This is a genomic window from Maribacter sp. Hel_I_7 (genome assembly GCF_000688315.1).
Taxonomy (GTDB): domain Bacteria; phylum Bacteroidota; class Bacteroidia; order Flavobacteriales; family Flavobacteriaceae; genus Maribacter; species Maribacter stanieri.
In genome coordinates this window covers 1-14,990 of sequence record NZ_JHZW01000002.1, presented here as the reverse complement: position 1 = coordinate 14,990, position 14,990 = coordinate 1, and the positions used below count along the sequence as shown (strand labels likewise).

Sequence of the window (14,990 nt, the reverse complement as noted above, 5' to 3'; positions counted from 1 at the left end):
CAATCAATATAAATCATTATGCGAGGAGGAAAAAGAGAGAATGCAGGTAGACCTAAAGGAACACCTAATAAGAAGACAGAAGCCTTAAGGGCTAATGTAAATATGTTAATAGATGACAATTGGGATTCAATACAGGAAGACATTAAATCATTGTCATCAAAAGATAGGGTAGATACTATTATCAAATTGTTAGAGTACTCCCTTCCTAAATTAAACAGGACAGAAATTACAGATAATTTAAATATAGACAAGATGACACCTAATCAACGAAAGGCAAGGATTAAGGAATTGAGTAAGAAACTTAATATAGTTTAATCTAAAAGGATTTAAAAATACGAATAGAACGATAATTAAAATGGAAGCAGAATCTAAAACGTTACAAAGTGTTACAGAATTTGAAACGATTACAACAAAGAAGGAAGTAATTGTACATCTTGAAAAAAGACCTAATGACTGGAAGAATCTTTTGAGTTATTTAATTAAAGAATATAACCACAGCATGACGGTCAAAGACGGGAAAGAATACCGCATTTGTGAAATGATAGCTGAGGTTTGTAGTATAGGTGGTGATGTTGAAGAGTTGGAGAGATTTAGGAATTCAACGTATGAAATGCATCATTATTTAATTTCTAGATGTATTCATAACCACATTTTGGAATACGGCTCTTTTCCACCTAGTTCGTTGGTGATAAAAGAATTGGGGCTTTCCAGAATGACAGTCTACAGGCATTTAAAAGATGGTTTAAAATCCGAGTTCAATAGTCTCCTAAAAGGTAAGTTGAAATTCATGGCGGCTAACGCATTATCTAAACTTTACTTAATAGGCGTAAAAGATAACAACGCTAGTGCATTAAAAAGCTTTATAGAGCTGTCAGGAGGTATCGAAAAAGAGCCATCTACGAACATAAATAACTACATACAAATTAACAATCTAAAGATATCTAAAGATGAGTTTGAGCAATTGCCATTTGAAACAATAGAACAGATAGAAAAATTAATATCCAATAACATTAAAAATGAAAAATAGAGAAGTGTATGTACCTAAAACATACGATGAATTTGTCAAGCACTGCGATAGTTTAGGAATAGAGCAGGGAACTGAACAAGGAAATAGTTTAATGCGAAAGTTTTCAGCGGAAATAGAGGACTTTTTTGAATAGTAAATAGAGTTTAATTTTTAAATATAAATAGTATGAGTGAAAAATTTGCACCTCGAATAATAGAGGTTGATTACAATGGTATTGAATCGAGAATCAGGAAAAATGAAGATTTGAAGAAATCTATTATTTCGGTATTGGTTAAAGCTGAAAGAATGTTAGACGAGAAACCTTCTAATGAGGTCAGAAAAAGACTTTTAAGTAGGGGTTACCAGTATTTTCTAGAGACTATAGAAAATAAGTTTCCGTTTCCTAAAGCGTCGAATTCCGAAAATTATAGATTGTTAGGAGTAGACCCCCCTTCTTTAGAAAGAAGTTTGCAGAATATGGTGAATCAATTTAATGGAAGTGAATTGTCTTTATCTGGAACAGATTTAGTTATGACAAATCAAGGTAAGGCGTCCATAGAAAACGATTTTACATACTTTACACAAAATGTTAAGCAGAATGAAATTTTAGATTTTGCCCTGAAAATTTGCAACATTTTAAAAGAGAATGAAAAGAACTTTATTGATTATTGTGATTTGCATCCAGGTGCCCCAAAAGGTGTTAGTTGGCATGGTAATTCTAATGTAGAACAAAAATTCTTGATAGTGAAACCTGAAAGAAAGGATATTGATTCTGAATATAAGTATGTTCCATTCGCAAGGGGTATTTATCACGTGGAAAATAAATTACAAAGGAGTTTGCAATTAACTAAAAAATAAGAATTATGAAAATTGAAAGTATTACAAGAAAATTGAAAGGAACTGATATTAGCCTGTTTGAAATTTCCTCAATGACGACTAAAATCAATGAAATGTTTAACAATAGTCAAATACCAGAGCATTTAAAAGAGGTGTTCCTAAGTGATGTTAAAATTGATAATCACAATCATTTGGAGGATATATTTAAAATTCACGAGAATAGATACCTGAATATGGTTGGAGAGCAACCAAGGACAGACATTGAAAAAGAGCCTTCATCAGAAGAATTAGATAGGATAATTAATTCTATGGGGCTTTAAGTAGGATACTAAGAATAATTCCTGCCATACGGTGGGGATTATTCTATTTACATAGTTTTCAGTAACGGTAAATTCAATTATAATTCAAAGAATTTACATAATTAAATTAATAAAAGTGATTTAGCGACTTGTATCTCCAATAATCATTAATACTTTATCTCTGTTCTAGTTTCAGTTATAGTCTCATCTTTTTTAACAATAGTTAAATGTTGATGATAGTGAACGGAGTTATCTATGTAGGTGCTTGTTTTGGGTTCTTTATTAGAACCAATGAATAAATCAAAAATGGAAGTGAGTATAAAATAACCAAATGCCCCAAAACCAATTATAATTAAAAGTAAGATAAATATACCCATTGGGTAAAAGTATAAAATTAATAAATAGATAAAATTATGGAAGTTGAAATGAAGTTGTACACCGAGGGTGGTGGTGGGCCGGGAATACAGGTATTGTCAAATGGCAAATTAAAGAATGCGAGTAAGGGCATTAAATTAGATATTAGAATGTCCGAAATGGAGGATATGCACTTTAATGACAATAGGATTTATCAAAGTTTTAGAATTGTTGCTGCTTGGAGTTATCGCCATATTAATCCTTCAAAGAAATATTACACACATTTTGATAATGAACCGGAACGGGGAAGAGGTTGGAAAATGGTTAGGGTTTTCGACGAAATATTCGATAATCTACAAGATAACGTTACCAGAACTATTGATTTATCCGCTCCGTTACCAATAGTAAATTACAACTTACCCGGATCACTTGTTGTTATGATGATCGATAGAAACTACTTAGGTAGTCGAAGACGTGATTATCCAAGCTATGAAGCGTGGAAGGTGTATCGTAATATACCCAAATACAAACCCTTTATTACATATTCTTATGATGATGGGTATTGTATAATGAAAGTAACGCAGCAGGGTTAAGGAGTTTTTTAGTGTCATTACGTGCTTACAAATAGCTTACAAAACCTTAATTTTTTATTATCGTTTTCGAGAGCTGATAAAATAAAAATAAATCTATCTTACTAAATGGGTAATTAATCTAATTAATACAATATTTGGTATTATATTTGGTTAAAGCATTGATATGTAAATAATTCGTAGATTTGCAACCCTTTTTGTAAATTGATAATTGCAAAAATAAATTATGTTAGAAAAAGAATTTAAGTTTTACTTAGACAATCAGTCTGCTCTGTTGGAAACTTATGGAGGTAGTTTTATTGTTATAAAAGGTAACGAAGTTTTAGGTAGTTATAATTCAGAAATTGAAGCTCTTACAGAATCTAGAAAAAGTAACGAGGTTGGTACATTTTTAATTCAAAAATGTAGCCCAGGAGATGAAGATTATACTGAAACTTATCATTCTAGAGTTGTAATTAATGACTAAAATTAAAGCGTTTACTTTAAAAGTACCACACCGAATAAATGTACTGAAAACAAAATGTGGAGTTTCAGATGCTGTTCCTTTAGGAGGCGGATCCGCTAATCCATTAGTATTAAAAGAATATGAAGCAATCTGGGATACTGGTGCTACAGGAACAGTCATTACCGCTAAGGTTGCAAAGGAGCTCGGGTTAAAGCCAACTGGAGTAGTTACCTCTCACCACGCTGGTGGTTCACACAGAGTTAATACTTATCTTGTAAATATTTATTTACCTAATAAAATAAATGTTGTAGGTGTTAAAGTTGTTGAAGCTATTCTATCTGGTAATACTGAGATGTTAATTGGTATGGATATTATTTCTTTAGGAGATTTTGCATTCACTAATTTTAAAGGTACATCTTGTTTTACATTTCGGATTCCTTCTACTAAACAAATTGACTACGTACAAGAAGATAAAATTAGAGTAGCTAAAAAGAACCCAGTAAAATCTAGTTACCAAAGGAGAGGTAAGGGAAAAGGAAAAGGTAAGGGAAGATAAATTATTAAAGGAGTAATACAAACTATAATAGTACAGCCCTGTACTTTAACCCCATTCACATTTAGTAATGAATACCATCAATCCACATATCCCGAAGATAAACCAAATCATATTTTTTTGAAACTTATCTGATTCCATATTAATTAAGCTTGTTTAGTAGGGTTTCTAAATCCTCCTTTGTTTCTATACGGTATATAGTATTCTTATACTCTACAAAACCATTAAGTAAAGAATGACCTTTACCAGGCTTAAACAGTTCCCTAATATCAACATCCAATGTATCGGAAATCTTTTCTAATAGTTCTATACTTGGTTTTGCTACACCGCTATTTATCCGTGCTATAGTATTACTGGCAACACCTACACCATCCGCAAGTGCAATAGACGTCATATTCTTTTCTTTTAATACCTCTTTAATCCTAAACATATCTTCTCTTTAATACTTCAAATGTATATAAATATGTTAAAAAATACAAATAAAGTATATTTTTATTTGTATATAATATACTTGTAATGTATATTTGAATAAATAATTAACATTTAAAGTATGGAAGATATATTAAACAGGGGATATTTCACGAATGAAGAGTTTGAAGACATCTGGGATAAAGCGATGGAAAGACAATCAGAAATACAACCCAAAATAATATTTAAAATATTTAAGTGGACATTAAAAATTCAAATAACAAATAGTAAAAATCAATTAAAATGAAAGCAATCAAAAAAAACTTAAAAATCGAATTGTTGACGGGATTATTTAGACAGTATTATGTATCTGAACAAATAAATAATATTTGTAAGACCAGTAATGATTCTGATATAAATGTAAATCCATACATACAGATACTTTTTGGATTTGACCCAAGAACCGTAAAAGGTAAAGAAGATGAATATTTATCCATATTTGAATCCGTAGGTAACGATGGCTCATTGTCATACAAAGAGAAAGCCGAGAATTTCTTTATTCAAGTCAAAACATTTAAAAAGAAAAATTTAATAAGAATCAAATAACAATTTAAAAATCAAACATTATGGTATTATCAGGAGCAAGATCAATTGAAGTAGCTAAAACAATCATCGACAACCCGTATAATTATATGGTATTGGAAACTAATAGATTAAAGTATGGTGGTCAAAAGGAAAAATTTAAATCTGCATTAGAGGTTTTGAACTTTGTGGATTTAGCAGACACAATCAATAAAACAATTGAAAAATTGGAATCACCACAACGAATAAAAACCGATATCTTTTATACTGCTATTGAGTGTATTATAGAGAATCTTGGATTTCATGATGCACAGTTTAAACAATACCTCATAGAACTAGATAAAGTATATAGCTATAGTCAAATATTCCAGAATTTAGCGGAAACCGATTATTATATGCCATTTGAGGTAGATTATATATTATTAGGTATGACCCCAGAGGAACTTAATAATTTATCTCAAGATAAGTTGAATGAATTTAGTGAGAGTTATGGGGATATTTGGGAGGAGCACAATGAAAAAAAAATTACTGTTGATCAATATATTGGAAGAGCAAAACTTTTAATAGAGGGGGTAAGGAGGAATAAAGCAGGTAGAAATTCCGTAAAAACCACTTAAAATGGGTAAATAGTGGGCAAATGAAAAAGGGGCTACAAAATAAATCTTTGTAAACCCCTTTGTTTTTAGTGACCTCGACAGGGTTTATTTTCAGAATGTAACGAGTTAGTAATCAATGGCGTTATAAAATTTGTGTGTCAAATTTGTGTCAAATATTTCTTTAATTCTTCTAGTTTTTCTTCTACTCCGGTAATGTACTGCATGGCTTTAGACGCATTGTAATCGGCAGGTTGCTCTGCGACACGATCATTTATTTTGCGATGCTCGTGTGGCAATAGCAACCAATTCAAATCTATTTCAGGAAAACGTTTTACCACTTTTAATATGAACTCCATATTCGGTGTACGACCTGTAAAGAACTTGTTCGTATGAGCATAGTTCATATTGATCTCATGGGCAAACTCCTTTTGTGTAAGTCCCTTTTTATCAATTAGTTCTCGCATTTTTTCCCCAAATTCCATATTTAGAACAATTATAAATTAGACAAATAAGAATATATTATTTGTAAATAATAGACAGATTAGAATATATTTGTTGACATAAATAGACAAACCTTGACAAATATAATTAAAAATACACCTGCAGAGAATGTGCATTCGCATAAAGAGGTTCTTGATTTTCTAAAAGAGCACCTTAAATATGGGTATGTAAAAGAAGCGAAAAGCCGTCTGGCTAAAAAGCAGCTTACTTATTCTTCTGGTAGTATACGCAATATCAAAAGCGGTATTGTCGAAGATTGGATAGTGTTAAACGTCTTGGCAGAGATCGCACTTGAAAATAAAACGGCAAAAAGAACCGTGAGCAATTTAATCAGTAACCACTAAATAAAACTGTTATGACAAACCAGAACAAATTATTACCCGGACTCACCAGCGATGCTGTTGAATTTTTTATCGATAACGATAATATTAAAGCGATTACCAATGGTAGCGTGATGGATTTAACTCAACTTCCTTTCTCTTATATGCAAATGTTGCAAGATGAAATCGATAAAGATCATGAGGTTAAAATTCACCTGTTCGATATGCACCCAGCGAGTAGCTACAAACGATTAGAGCAATTTGTAAAATGCCGTTTTGGTGGGTTGGACTATAAAGCCGATATGTCTACCGATGGGGTTCAAGATGGTGAATGGTGGCCGTGCCCTTTGCGTGGTACATGTGCATCAGAAGGGGTATTGTGTAAAGCGGTTCAGTATAACGGTGCGCGGTTAGATCATCAAGATATTACGCTAGTACAAATGTTGTCTACCAATAACACCAATGATGTTATCGCAAGTGAAATGAACCTGCCTTTAGGCTCTTTTCACCTTGCTAAAAAGAAACTATATCAAAAGCTTGGTGTACAGACCAAGCAAGAATCAACAATAATAGGCCAACGCCTTAATCTTATCTAGGAGAATCCTAGGTGCAGCTGGAGCACACGCCGGCTATTATATATTAGTTAGTTACCCTGCTGTTGGGGCAGCAGGGTTTTTAAACCAAACCTTATGAATCTAATTATCTATATCACAATGTTCTTATCGGCTGGCTTCCTGTTCGGTATGGCAGTGTTCACCATCATAGATGCCAAGGCAACGAAAAGAATGTTTTTTCAATTAAATAAAGCGAAGTAATGGCTACTAAACCAGAATTCAATATACAATCATGGTTCGACCACTATTTGAAATTATCAAATGTGGATAAGAGCAAAATTAATCCTGTTCAATTATCCGAAATGAAAAAGGCTTTTGTGGCAGGTATATCTTCATTTCATGTGGATTTAATTGCTGAATCGAAGTTACCTGAAGACGAAATAGTAATGTGGCCCTCGATAATAGACGAACAATTGAGGAATTTTTGGAACGCGGAAGTGGAAGGTTATAACGAAAAAAACAAGTAAACAATGCCATTTATATCAAAAGATTCAATCGAAAAGGTTTGGGAAATTTCCGATATGGTTGAAGTCATTAAGGATTTTGTTGAACTTAAAAAAGCAGGGGCGCAATTTAAAGGACTAAGCCCATGGATAAATGAATCTTCAGGAAGTTTTATGGTTTCACCTGCAAAGGGAATTTGGAAAGATTTTAGCAATGGAAATAGTGGCAACTCTGCAGTTAGTTTTCTAATGAAAAAAGAGGGTATCACATACCCTGAAGCGATTGAGTGGTTGGCGAAAAAATATAATGTAGAGTTACAATATGAAGATAATAAGGCCACCAGGGCTTATCATGAAAAGCAAGAAAAAAAGGAAGCCCTTCGCCCTTTATTAGAAAGTAGTTTAAGAAAATTTGAACAAGCATTTCAAGAACTACCTGAAGACCACCCTGCTAAATTGGAGGTATTCGGTAAACGAGAGTATTCTAATGATATTGTCGAAGACTATAGGATTGGATATGCACCTGGTGGCAAGTTTCTTTATGATTTATGTGTAGCCAACGGTAGAAAGGCAGATGCCATTACATTGGGCTTAATATCGGATACGGGTGATAAATGGCATAACAGAGTTATTTATCCTTTGGTTGAGCGTAAAGGCACTTCATTACTACCGGTAGGTATCGCAGGTAGGGCATTGGTAGACAATAAAAAGTACGCTAAATGGATAAATTCTGCAGATAGTGAGCTATACAAAAAAGGAATTTTTTGGTACGGACTGGACAAAGCTCGTGAAGCGATAGTTAAAAAGGGCGAAGCCTGGTTGGTCGAAGGGTATAATGATGTAATTGCCTGGCAAACCAACGGTATACCCAATACCATTGCTGGGTGTGGCACAGCTATTGCAATCGGTCAAATCCGTTTGCTAAAAAAATTATGCGATCGTATCATTTTTAATTTTGACCCAGACGGACCTGGTAAAAAAGCAATGCTCAGGTATATACCTGAATTTATTAAGGAAGGGTTTCGAGTACAACTTGTAGTGAACCAACCACAGTTGGACCCAGACGATTTTATTCGCTATCATAAAGTTGCTGCACGTAAATACGATTTAAGCAATCTAAGTGACAATATAAACTATCGTCAAGATGGATTTAAATTCTTGATGGCACATCGCTTTAAGGCAAAAGATGCCGTTGCAATTGCGCAGTCAACTAAAGAATTAGTTCAACTGGTAAGTGATATTTCAGACGAAGGCATCCGCAGTATTTATAAGGACTGGTTAACTAAAGAAAGCTCAGTAAAACCAACCGAAATAAATAAGTGGTTTAAAGAACTATCACTTATAAAAGATATCAAGGGAAATCAGAACAAACGAATACAAGAGTTTTCTTCAGAAGATTTCTACCGCCTTCCTGAAAGTGTAAAAGAGCCATTGGAAAATATAAGGCCGATCATTGAAAAGTATCAAATGTTCATGGCCAATCATCAGATTTATGTACAGCAAGGCGCTGAACCCCCTTTTACTTTTAAAAGTTACAGCAATTTCGACATTGAGATTATTCAACATATGCAAGATGAAAAGTACCCAATGAAGCTGGTACGTATTAAGAACGTGCATAAACTTGAACGCATTTTTGATATGCAGAGCGCTGAAATGAACACCCCCATGTCATTTGAAAACGCTGTAACGGCGCACGGCAACTTTAGATGGAAAGGTGGTCGTAAAGAACACGAACTTCTTAAAACGTTTCTGTTCGATTCAATGGGTACCGGTCGTAAGATTGAAGTGCTTGGTTGGCAACCTGAAGGGTTCTGGGTATGGAACAACAAAGTAACAGTGCCTAGCGAAAATGATATCACTATAGATGATAACGGAGTATTTGAACATAAAAACGTTATGTATTATGTGCCTAGTGCCAATAAAATATACAGTACGAACATCTATAAGTTCGAGGCTCAAAAAAGAGTGGTCTCCCTGCCACCCACTATAAACTTTCAAAACTTTACCAATCAGCTCATTAAAGTTCATCGAAGTCATGGTATGATGGGTATCCTGTTCTCCATAGCTTCTATATTTCAAGATATTGTTGTTTCTGAGCTAAATTCTTTCCCTATGCTGTTCTTATTTGGACCTGCTTCTTCAGGTAAAGATCAATTAGCGGATGTATGTCAGAGTTTCTCAGGAAGACCACAGACCGCTATTAACTTAGAGGGTGGCGTAAGTACTATTAAAGCGCAGGTTCGAGAATTTGCCCAGTTCTGTAATTTAATTTCTCAATTAAGTGAATATAAGAACGGTGATCCAAAATTAGATGGAGTTCTTAAAGGATTATGGGATAGACGTGGCTATAAAAGAGGAAATATAGATAGTCATGTGGGTACAGAGAGCATTCCCATTCTTTCAAGTGTAATTATGACCGGTAATTATGCTCCCGATCAAGAAGCTTTGATTTCAAGATTTATTTGGGAGTTTATGGATAAGACCGTTTTTGATGACGAGGACACAAAAGAGTACGAGAAGCTTAGTGATATTGTAAAAAAAGGTATCAGTGGCTATACGGATATGTTCTTGCACCATAGGGCATCCGTAAAAAATAATTTCAAGGGTAGGTATAGAGAATTTAAGAGCACTCTAGCACAACGTAGACCAGAGGCACAGAGTAGAATGGTTCAAAATCTTTCGGTACTGGGAACATTTTACCAGATGTTTCAGAATATACCCGAGGTAAGCTTTCCTTTTAGCCATGAAGATATGATGTCCCATTTCGATAAGACTATCGATAGTCAAATGAGCAAAATGAACAGCGCTAGTGTAATCAATCGTTGGTGGGATTGTTTCTTGGCGAGTATGCGAGGTACGGTGGCAGACCAAATTAGAGACGGCCGTGATTTAAAACTTGACGGTGATAGACTGTATTTCAATTTTACCAGCTGTTACAATCGGGTACAACGGCAATGGTATACGCAGTACAGAGATAGCGCCCGGCTAAGGGAGTAATGATGGATGCATTGAAAAAAGATAAATCATTTATAGACACTATCGCAGGGGTCCGTTTTGCGCCTGGTAAAGAATCTAAGGCTACATCTGCCTATTTGGTGCAGATACAAGAGATACCTATTAAAGATGAGATAAAGTTTGCGGTTGATTTTCAGCGGAATGAGAACTCTTTGTTTCCATCCCCTGCAACCCCTGAAGAAAAAATAAATAATACGGAGCAGAAAGATTTACCCTTTTGAACTTCAAACGTTTCAACACCTAAATAAATAATACTTAATAAACTAAAAATCAAATGATTAACTATAAAAGTAAGGTGTTGAAAAGGTGTTGAAGTTGTTTGAAAGTGTTTGAAGCTGTTTTGTGTTTCAAACACTTTCAACACCTTTTTAAGCGTAAGTATCTGATTATCAATGATGTTGAAGTGTTGAAACGTGAAAGGTTATTTAAGTATAACGCGAGAGCATTAAAAAGTTTTTTTATGAGCGATACATTAGAATGTAGTGTAGTAATGAAAGTTAGAAAAGCTACGGCCAGTGACTTGAAATTAGACGATAAAACGTTGAATTATGGTCAACCATTTTGGTTAAAGAGTATGGTTACAGGTGAGTTTATGAACCAACCTTTAAAAATTCATGAGAATACAGATGTAGATGAGCTGGCTTCTTGGTTAAAAAATAATATGATATATGTTCCAGTTCAATGGAATGAAAAATTTAAAGAAATATGAAAAAATATACGCGATTAGAAGTGGCAGCCATTTTCGCAAAGTGCGAGAATATTAATGAGATATTCAAGGCGTGCAGGGTGTTTAAATATTTTGCCGATGAATTTGGCGATCCGTTGCCCATGTATATCAACCTGTGGGCGAATGCATGTATTCGTCATCTATCCTTAAAAAGAAGACCACGATGAGCAAACGTCAAGAATACACGTACATGCACCGGTGCAACAAAAACGGGATTGGTATTTATCCGGTATTAAAATATGGCTACTATTTTCTAGAGATAGAGTTCAATAAAACACACGAATTTTTCCGCATGAAATAATCAAGATTAAACCAGGTGAAATTCGGTACGATCCATCGAAAAAAGTATGGTGTAAAAAAATGTTTGAATTATACGAACACTTGTACAAAACAAAGATTGCGCCCAAAAGTGATGCCGCTTAATTTAAATAACGGAGTTATGAAATATCTAAAATTAATAGGGATACCGTTTATCGTAGTTAGCTTTTTTCTTGCTTTTTTCTTGGGTACCATCATCTATTTTCTACTACAAATCGTGAAATTATTTTGTAACGATGACAAAATTTTTGTTGTACGCAGGTATTAATAACCATTAAAATCAATTATATGAAAATTTGGAAACTGCTTAGGTGGCTTAATCAATTAGGGTGCCGGCATACAGACTGGTATTATGAAATGTTACCATCATCGGTAACCTGTGAAGCTATGCAGATACGCTGTAGACATTGCGATAAAATATTGTCTAACAAAAAATTGGATTGTTGATATGGCTAGAGCATCAGATATAGAACGATCGGCCAAGTACATTCACGCGCAATTAAAAGGATATTATCAAGCCTGGGAAGAGCTTGAAGTGTTGGCTAACGAGATGGGTCAAACATTGGATACCAAAACAGCAAAATTAAAACCAATGAACAATAATTTATAATCAATAAACAGTAAATAATTATGGCAAAAAAAGAGGAAGATTACGGTTTTTACACGGGTACAAGGGTAGATGTAACCAAAAGAATTGAAGAAGGATTAACCAAATTTTTTAGAAAGCAACTACCTGCAGAGGCTTATGCCGCTCAAGCAAGAAGTTATCCTTATCCGATTTTTAATTTTAAGGGAAAGCAAAAAGGGTACGGGGTTCCGAAATAAGTAGGCGGTTGGCAGTAACAGTTGGCAGTAATAAATTAACAATAATCAATAATCAATTATGGCGAAAAGAAAATATACTAGAAGCGGAGATACCGCCGTGGCGTACGAGTGTACCAGAAGAGTTTGTAAATGGCAAGGTTTGCCAGATGAGCGTAAATGGCGTAGAACCGAAGGTGTGATCAATAGTAAAGAACAGGTATGTCCCAAATGCGGCAACAATACTTTCTACGGATTAATAGAAACCCCTAAAAAAGAAACGGTATGATATTAGATCAAGAATATACAGAGAATAGTATTAGAACTTATACGGGAAAATGCTTTGATATTAGAAAACTGGATCCAGATTCTATCTGTATCGAAGATATTGCTCATGCACTAGCATATACACCTAGGTTTGGTGGACATTTAGAAGGTTTTTATAGCGTAGCGCAACATTCATTCTATGTTTCTGATTGTTTAGCCGGAACGAATGATGAATTAGCAGGTCTACTTCATGATGCAAGCGAGGCTTACTTAGGTGATATGCCTAGTCCTTTTAAAAAATTAATGCCTTGCTATAAGGAGCTGGAACATAATCTATCTGTAGTAATTGCTAAAAATTTGGTATTAAATATCCGTATAGTATGTACATTAAAGATGCCGATGCACTATTATTAAGTTCGGAATGGAATGCTTTTGTTATGAAAAAAGATTTAATGTGTTATTGGTCTCCAGAAAAAGCGAAGGCTATGTTTTGAAAAGGTTTAACAAATTAACTAATTATGATCTTAGGTATTAGCACAAAGTGGCCCAAGAAATGGGAGCGTTGGCAGGTGAGCCAACGTATTTTGTAGAGAAATTATGGAAAGGTCTAGGTGATGAGCCTATAGATACCGGATTTCAACAGGCTTTATTTTGTAATAGGTTTGATATGCCTATGTATAAAAAATTAGAGTTCGGTAAACCGCATACCATTCGCGAAGACAAAGCTCACCGTTGGAAAGTGGGATTGGATATTCACTTTTATATAGATGTTCGCAAAATAAGTATGATGCGTTTTGCACCGGTTAAAAAAGTGACCGCGATCCAGGAGCTGGAGATACAATGGATAGACCAGGACAAATGTAAATTGGAAAGACCATTGGTGTTTATAGATGGCGCATGGATCACAGACGTTACAGAACTAGCGCTCAACGATGGCTTCCCCACCGTAGAGGCATTCTTTACTTGGTTCAATACAGATTTTAAAGGAAGGATTATTCATTGGTCAGATGTTCGTTATTAGTTGTTGGTTGACCGTAAAAAAAATAAATTAGAAAATGAAAATTAAAACATATAAGTACGAATATAACTGGGAGATGCTTCTGCCATTTAGAAATTGATATTGAGAAATTATCTGAAGGTGATGCGAAAATGTTATTAGAATTCTTCTCTTGGGATTGGGACTTGGAAAAAAACATTTATGATGAACTGGGTAGGTTGTATTGTAGAACAGCAATGTGTTTGCGACCACTAATGTTCATAATTTAAGAGGTGTGTTGTCTGATTTTGAAGATGCGGAAGGATTTCCTGAGTTAGATGGAAGTTATGGAATTAAACTAATCAGTGTTGAAGGGATTGATTTTAGTGAGATTGAAATGGATGAAATGAAATGAATCTCTTCAGTAATATAAAAACGTGCAGCTATTGCGGTACAGCATCCAAACCAAAGAACGATGTATTGTTCAATGGTTTTAGAGATGCCGTCACCGGTGCCCTCGTCTGCTGGAACTGCAAGGCGCTGCATGATAAAAGTAAATGCAATGATCAATTAATAGTAAACAATCAGCAATGGAAAAAATAATGGTGAATGCGGAGTTTCTTTTTGAACTCAGTAGCAAATTACAATGGATTAGCAGAGTGCCTGGTATACTACCAGATAAAATTAGAGGTGGCGAACAATGGATTTGGCTAGACAAAAACGGAGATGTTTTTGAATGTGGTACTGATTTCTCCGCTGCTGAGAAAAAAGCTACGTACCCATGTAAAGTATATAGAGTTCAGAATGTAGCAAGCTCAAATGATGGATAACGTAAAATGTAAGATTAGTTTCAATAGCAATAACAAGCCTTAGTAAATATTAACTTAAAATTAAACAATAATGAAAGCACAAGAGTTTTATCAAAAATCAGATTTAGATATTGACACACGCAAAGAAATATTTGCCTTTGCAGAAGCGTACCATGCCAAGAAATTAATTTTACATAGTAATGTAAAATCGTCTTGCGACAAAGTAGACTTATCCTTAGTCTTATCTGAACACCACAAATACATACTTGAAAATAATTACACACAAAATTATATTGATACTGACTTAGTTGCTTTTGAATTTATGGGGATGGATTACGACGAACAAGAAATATCAAAGAACTAAGCAATATGTTTTACAACACCAAGCTATGACCAGTAGCGAGGCACGAGCTTTTGGTTATAGCAACTGTTATCGCATCGTTTCTTTTCAAATAGAACCTCTAATACTGGAGTTTTTTTATGCCCGGTAGCGAACGCCTGGTGCAGTAGACTAAGATACTTCCGTATA

Annotated in this window: 29 protein-coding genes; 26 read left to right on the top strand and 3 right to left on the bottom strand. The window is 34.4% G+C overall.

Annotated elements, in window-relative coordinates; translation table 11 throughout:
* The first annotated feature begins 18 nt into the window (after positions 1-18).
* From P178_RS21265 to P178_RS0101480, 5 genes are all read left to right on the top strand, one after another.
* Positions 19-315 carry a hypothetical protein gene (locus P178_RS21265; RefSeq protein ID WP_051638138.1) on the top strand — a complete coding sequence of 99 codons (297 nt, stop codon included), beginning with the start codon at positions 19-21 and terminating at the stop codon, positions 313-315.
* A 40-nt stretch (positions 316-355) separates the two neighbouring features.
* On the top strand, positions 356-1,027 hold the full coding sequence (locus tag P178_RS0101495; RefSeq protein ID WP_027064558.1) for a hypothetical protein: 672 nt from the start codon (positions 356-358) through the stop codon (positions 1,025-1,027).
* Positions 1,017-1,160 (top strand): hypothetical protein, encoded by a 144-nt coding sequence (locus P178_RS23110; RefSeq protein WP_155941559.1) that lies wholly within the window; start codon positions 1,017-1,019, stop codon positions 1,158-1,160. Before P178_RS0101495 ends, P178_RS23110 begins: the two co-directional genes overlap by 11 nt.
* Positions 1,161-1,192: 32 nt before the next feature.
* The gene (locus P178_RS0101485; RefSeq protein ID WP_027064557.1) at positions 1,193-1,864 is read left to right on the top strand and encodes a hypothetical protein; all 672 of its coding nucleotides are present in this window, start codon (positions 1,193-1,195) and stop codon (positions 1,862-1,864) included.
* A gap of 71 nt (positions 1,865-1,935) precedes the next feature.
* The gene (locus tag P178_RS0101480; protein WP_231500494.1) at positions 1,936-2,163 is read left to right on the top strand and encodes a hypothetical protein; all 228 of its coding nucleotides are present in this window, start codon (positions 1,936-1,938) and stop codon (positions 2,161-2,163) included.
* 146 nt (positions 2,164-2,309) lie between these two features.
* Here the strand turns inward: P178_RS0101480 and P178_RS0101475 are convergent, their stop codons facing one another.
* A complete protein-coding gene (locus P178_RS0101475) occupies positions 2,310-2,519 on the bottom strand; it encodes a hypothetical protein (RefSeq protein WP_027064555.1) in 210 nt (69 codons plus the stop codon).
* Between the two features lie 36 nt (positions 2,520-2,555).
* On the opposite strand from P178_RS0101475, the gene P178_RS0101470 reads away from it, so the two are divergent.
* From P178_RS0101470 to P178_RS0101460, 3 genes are all read left to right on the top strand, one after another.
* Positions 2,556-3,089, top strand: a complete 534-nt coding sequence (locus P178_RS0101470; protein ID WP_027064554.1) for a hypothetical protein — start codon at positions 2,556-2,558, stop codon at positions 3,087-3,089.
* 223 nt (positions 3,090-3,312) lie between these two features.
* Entirely contained in the window at positions 3,313-3,552 is a 240-nt protein-coding gene (locus tag P178_RS0101465) for a hypothetical protein (RefSeq protein ID WP_027064553.1), read from the top strand.
* Entirely contained in the window at positions 3,545-4,087 is a 543-nt protein-coding gene (locus tag P178_RS0101460) for a retropepsin-like aspartic protease (protein WP_027064552.1), read from the top strand. The genes P178_RS0101465 and P178_RS0101460 overlap by 8 nt, the downstream gene beginning before the upstream one ends.
* 139 nt (positions 4,088-4,226) lie before the next feature.
* Here P178_RS0101460 and P178_RS21260 read toward each other — a convergent pair whose 3' ends face one another.
* Complete coding sequence (locus P178_RS21260) at positions 4,227-4,514, bottom strand: helix-turn-helix domain-containing protein (protein ID WP_036145546.1); 288 nt, start codon at positions 4,512-4,514, stop codon at positions 4,227-4,229.
* A 120-nt stretch (positions 4,515-4,634) separates the two neighbouring features.
* On the opposite strand from P178_RS21260, the gene P178_RS23105 reads away from it, so the two are divergent.
* The 3 genes from P178_RS23105 to P178_RS0101440 are packed head-to-tail and all read left to right on the top strand — an operon-like array spanning position 4,635 to position 5,691.
* Positions 4,635-4,799 carry a hypothetical protein gene (locus tag P178_RS23105; protein ID WP_155941558.1) on the top strand — a complete coding sequence of 55 codons (165 nt, stop codon included), beginning with the start codon at positions 4,635-4,637 and terminating at the stop codon, positions 4,797-4,799.
* The gene (locus P178_RS0101445; RefSeq protein ID WP_027064551.1) at positions 4,796-5,098 is read left to right on the top strand and encodes a hypothetical protein; all 303 of its coding nucleotides are present in this window, start codon (positions 4,796-4,798) and stop codon (positions 5,096-5,098) included. The genes P178_RS23105 and P178_RS0101445 overlap by 4 nt, the downstream gene beginning before the upstream one ends.
* A 20-nt stretch (positions 5,099-5,118) precedes the next feature.
* A complete protein-coding gene (locus tag P178_RS0101440; protein ID WP_027064550.1) occupies positions 5,119-5,691 on the top strand; it encodes a hypothetical protein in 573 nt (190 codons plus the stop codon).
* 137 nt (positions 5,692-5,828) lie between these two features.
* Here P178_RS0101440 and P178_RS22510 read toward each other — a convergent pair whose 3' ends face one another.
* Complete coding sequence (locus tag P178_RS22510) at positions 5,829-6,152, bottom strand: helix-turn-helix domain-containing protein (protein ID WP_051638137.1); 324 nt, start codon at positions 6,150-6,152, stop codon at positions 5,829-5,831.
* Positions 6,153-6,245: 93 nt separating this feature from the next.
* On the opposite strand from P178_RS22510, the gene P178_RS0101430 reads away from it, so the two are divergent.
* From P178_RS0101430 to P178_RS0101350, 15 genes are all read left to right on the top strand, one after another.
* Positions 6,246-6,515 (top strand): hypothetical protein, encoded by a 270-nt coding sequence (locus tag P178_RS0101430; RefSeq protein WP_027064549.1) that lies wholly within the window; start codon positions 6,246-6,248, stop codon positions 6,513-6,515.
* Positions 6,516-6,526: 11 nt separating this feature from the next.
* Complete coding sequence (locus tag P178_RS0101425; protein WP_027064548.1) at positions 6,527-7,087, top strand: hypothetical protein; 561 nt, start codon at positions 6,527-6,529, stop codon at positions 7,085-7,087.
* 93 nt (positions 7,088-7,180) lie between these two features.
* Positions 7,181-7,306 (top strand): hypothetical protein, encoded by a 126-nt coding sequence (locus P178_RS23610; protein ID WP_262493273.1) that lies wholly within the window; start codon positions 7,181-7,183, stop codon positions 7,304-7,306.
* On the top strand, positions 7,306-7,572 hold the full coding sequence (locus P178_RS0101415) for a hypothetical protein (protein ID WP_027064547.1): 267 nt from the start codon (positions 7,306-7,308) through the stop codon (positions 7,570-7,572). The genes P178_RS23610 and P178_RS0101415 overlap by 1 nt, the downstream gene beginning before the upstream one ends.
* Before the next feature lie 3 nt (positions 7,573-7,575).
* Positions 7,576-10,545 carry a DNA primase gene (locus P178_RS0101410; protein WP_027064546.1) on the top strand — a complete coding sequence of 990 codons (2,970 nt, stop codon included), beginning with the start codon at positions 7,576-7,578 and terminating at the stop codon, positions 10,543-10,545.
* Positions 10,546-10,547: 2 nt separating this feature from the next.
* Positions 10,548-10,784 carry a hypothetical protein gene (locus P178_RS0101405; protein WP_197026770.1) on the top strand — a complete coding sequence of 79 codons (237 nt, stop codon included), beginning with the start codon at positions 10,548-10,550 and terminating at the stop codon, positions 10,782-10,784.
* Positions 10,785-11,023: 239 nt separating this feature from the next.
* Positions 11,024-11,272, top strand: a complete 249-nt coding sequence (locus P178_RS0101400; RefSeq protein ID WP_027064544.1) for a hypothetical protein — start codon at positions 11,024-11,026, stop codon at positions 11,270-11,272.
* A gap of 784 nt (positions 11,273-12,056) precedes the next feature.
* Positions 12,057-12,218: a hypothetical protein gene (locus P178_RS23100; protein WP_155941556.1), complete on the top strand. Its 162-nt coding sequence runs from the start codon at positions 12,057-12,059 to the stop codon at positions 12,216-12,218.
* A gap of 20 nt (positions 12,219-12,238) precedes the next feature.
* Complete coding sequence (locus P178_RS0101385; protein ID WP_027064542.1) at positions 12,239-12,433, top strand: hypothetical protein; 195 nt, start codon at positions 12,239-12,241, stop codon at positions 12,431-12,433.
* 58 nt (positions 12,434-12,491) lie between these two features.
* Positions 12,492-12,698: a hypothetical protein gene (locus tag P178_RS0101380; RefSeq protein ID WP_027064541.1), complete on the top strand. Its 207-nt coding sequence runs from the start codon at positions 12,492-12,494 to the stop codon at positions 12,696-12,698.
* Positions 12,695-13,090 carry a hypothetical protein gene (locus P178_RS21250; protein ID WP_051638136.1) on the top strand — a complete coding sequence of 132 codons (396 nt, stop codon included), beginning with the start codon at positions 12,695-12,697 and terminating at the stop codon, positions 13,088-13,090. The genes P178_RS0101380 and P178_RS21250 overlap by 4 nt, the downstream gene beginning before the upstream one ends.
* A gap of 127 nt (positions 13,091-13,217) precedes the next feature.
* Complete coding sequence (locus P178_RS0101370) at positions 13,218-13,697, top strand: hypothetical protein (RefSeq protein WP_155941555.1); 480 nt, start codon at positions 13,218-13,220, stop codon at positions 13,695-13,697.
* Between the two features lie 214 nt (positions 13,698-13,911).
* On the top strand, positions 13,912-14,067 hold the full coding sequence (locus P178_RS23095; protein ID WP_155941554.1) for a DUF2528 family protein: 156 nt from the start codon (positions 13,912-13,914) through the stop codon (positions 14,065-14,067).
* A gap of 175 nt (positions 14,068-14,242) precedes the next feature.
* Complete coding sequence (locus P178_RS0101355) at positions 14,243-14,482, top strand: hypothetical protein (protein WP_027064538.1); 240 nt, start codon at positions 14,243-14,245, stop codon at positions 14,480-14,482.
* Positions 14,483-14,552: 70 nt separating this feature from the next.
* Complete coding sequence (locus tag P178_RS0101350; protein WP_027064537.1) at positions 14,553-14,825, top strand: hypothetical protein; 273 nt, start codon at positions 14,553-14,555, stop codon at positions 14,823-14,825.
* Positions 14,826-14,990 lie beyond the last annotated feature (165 nt).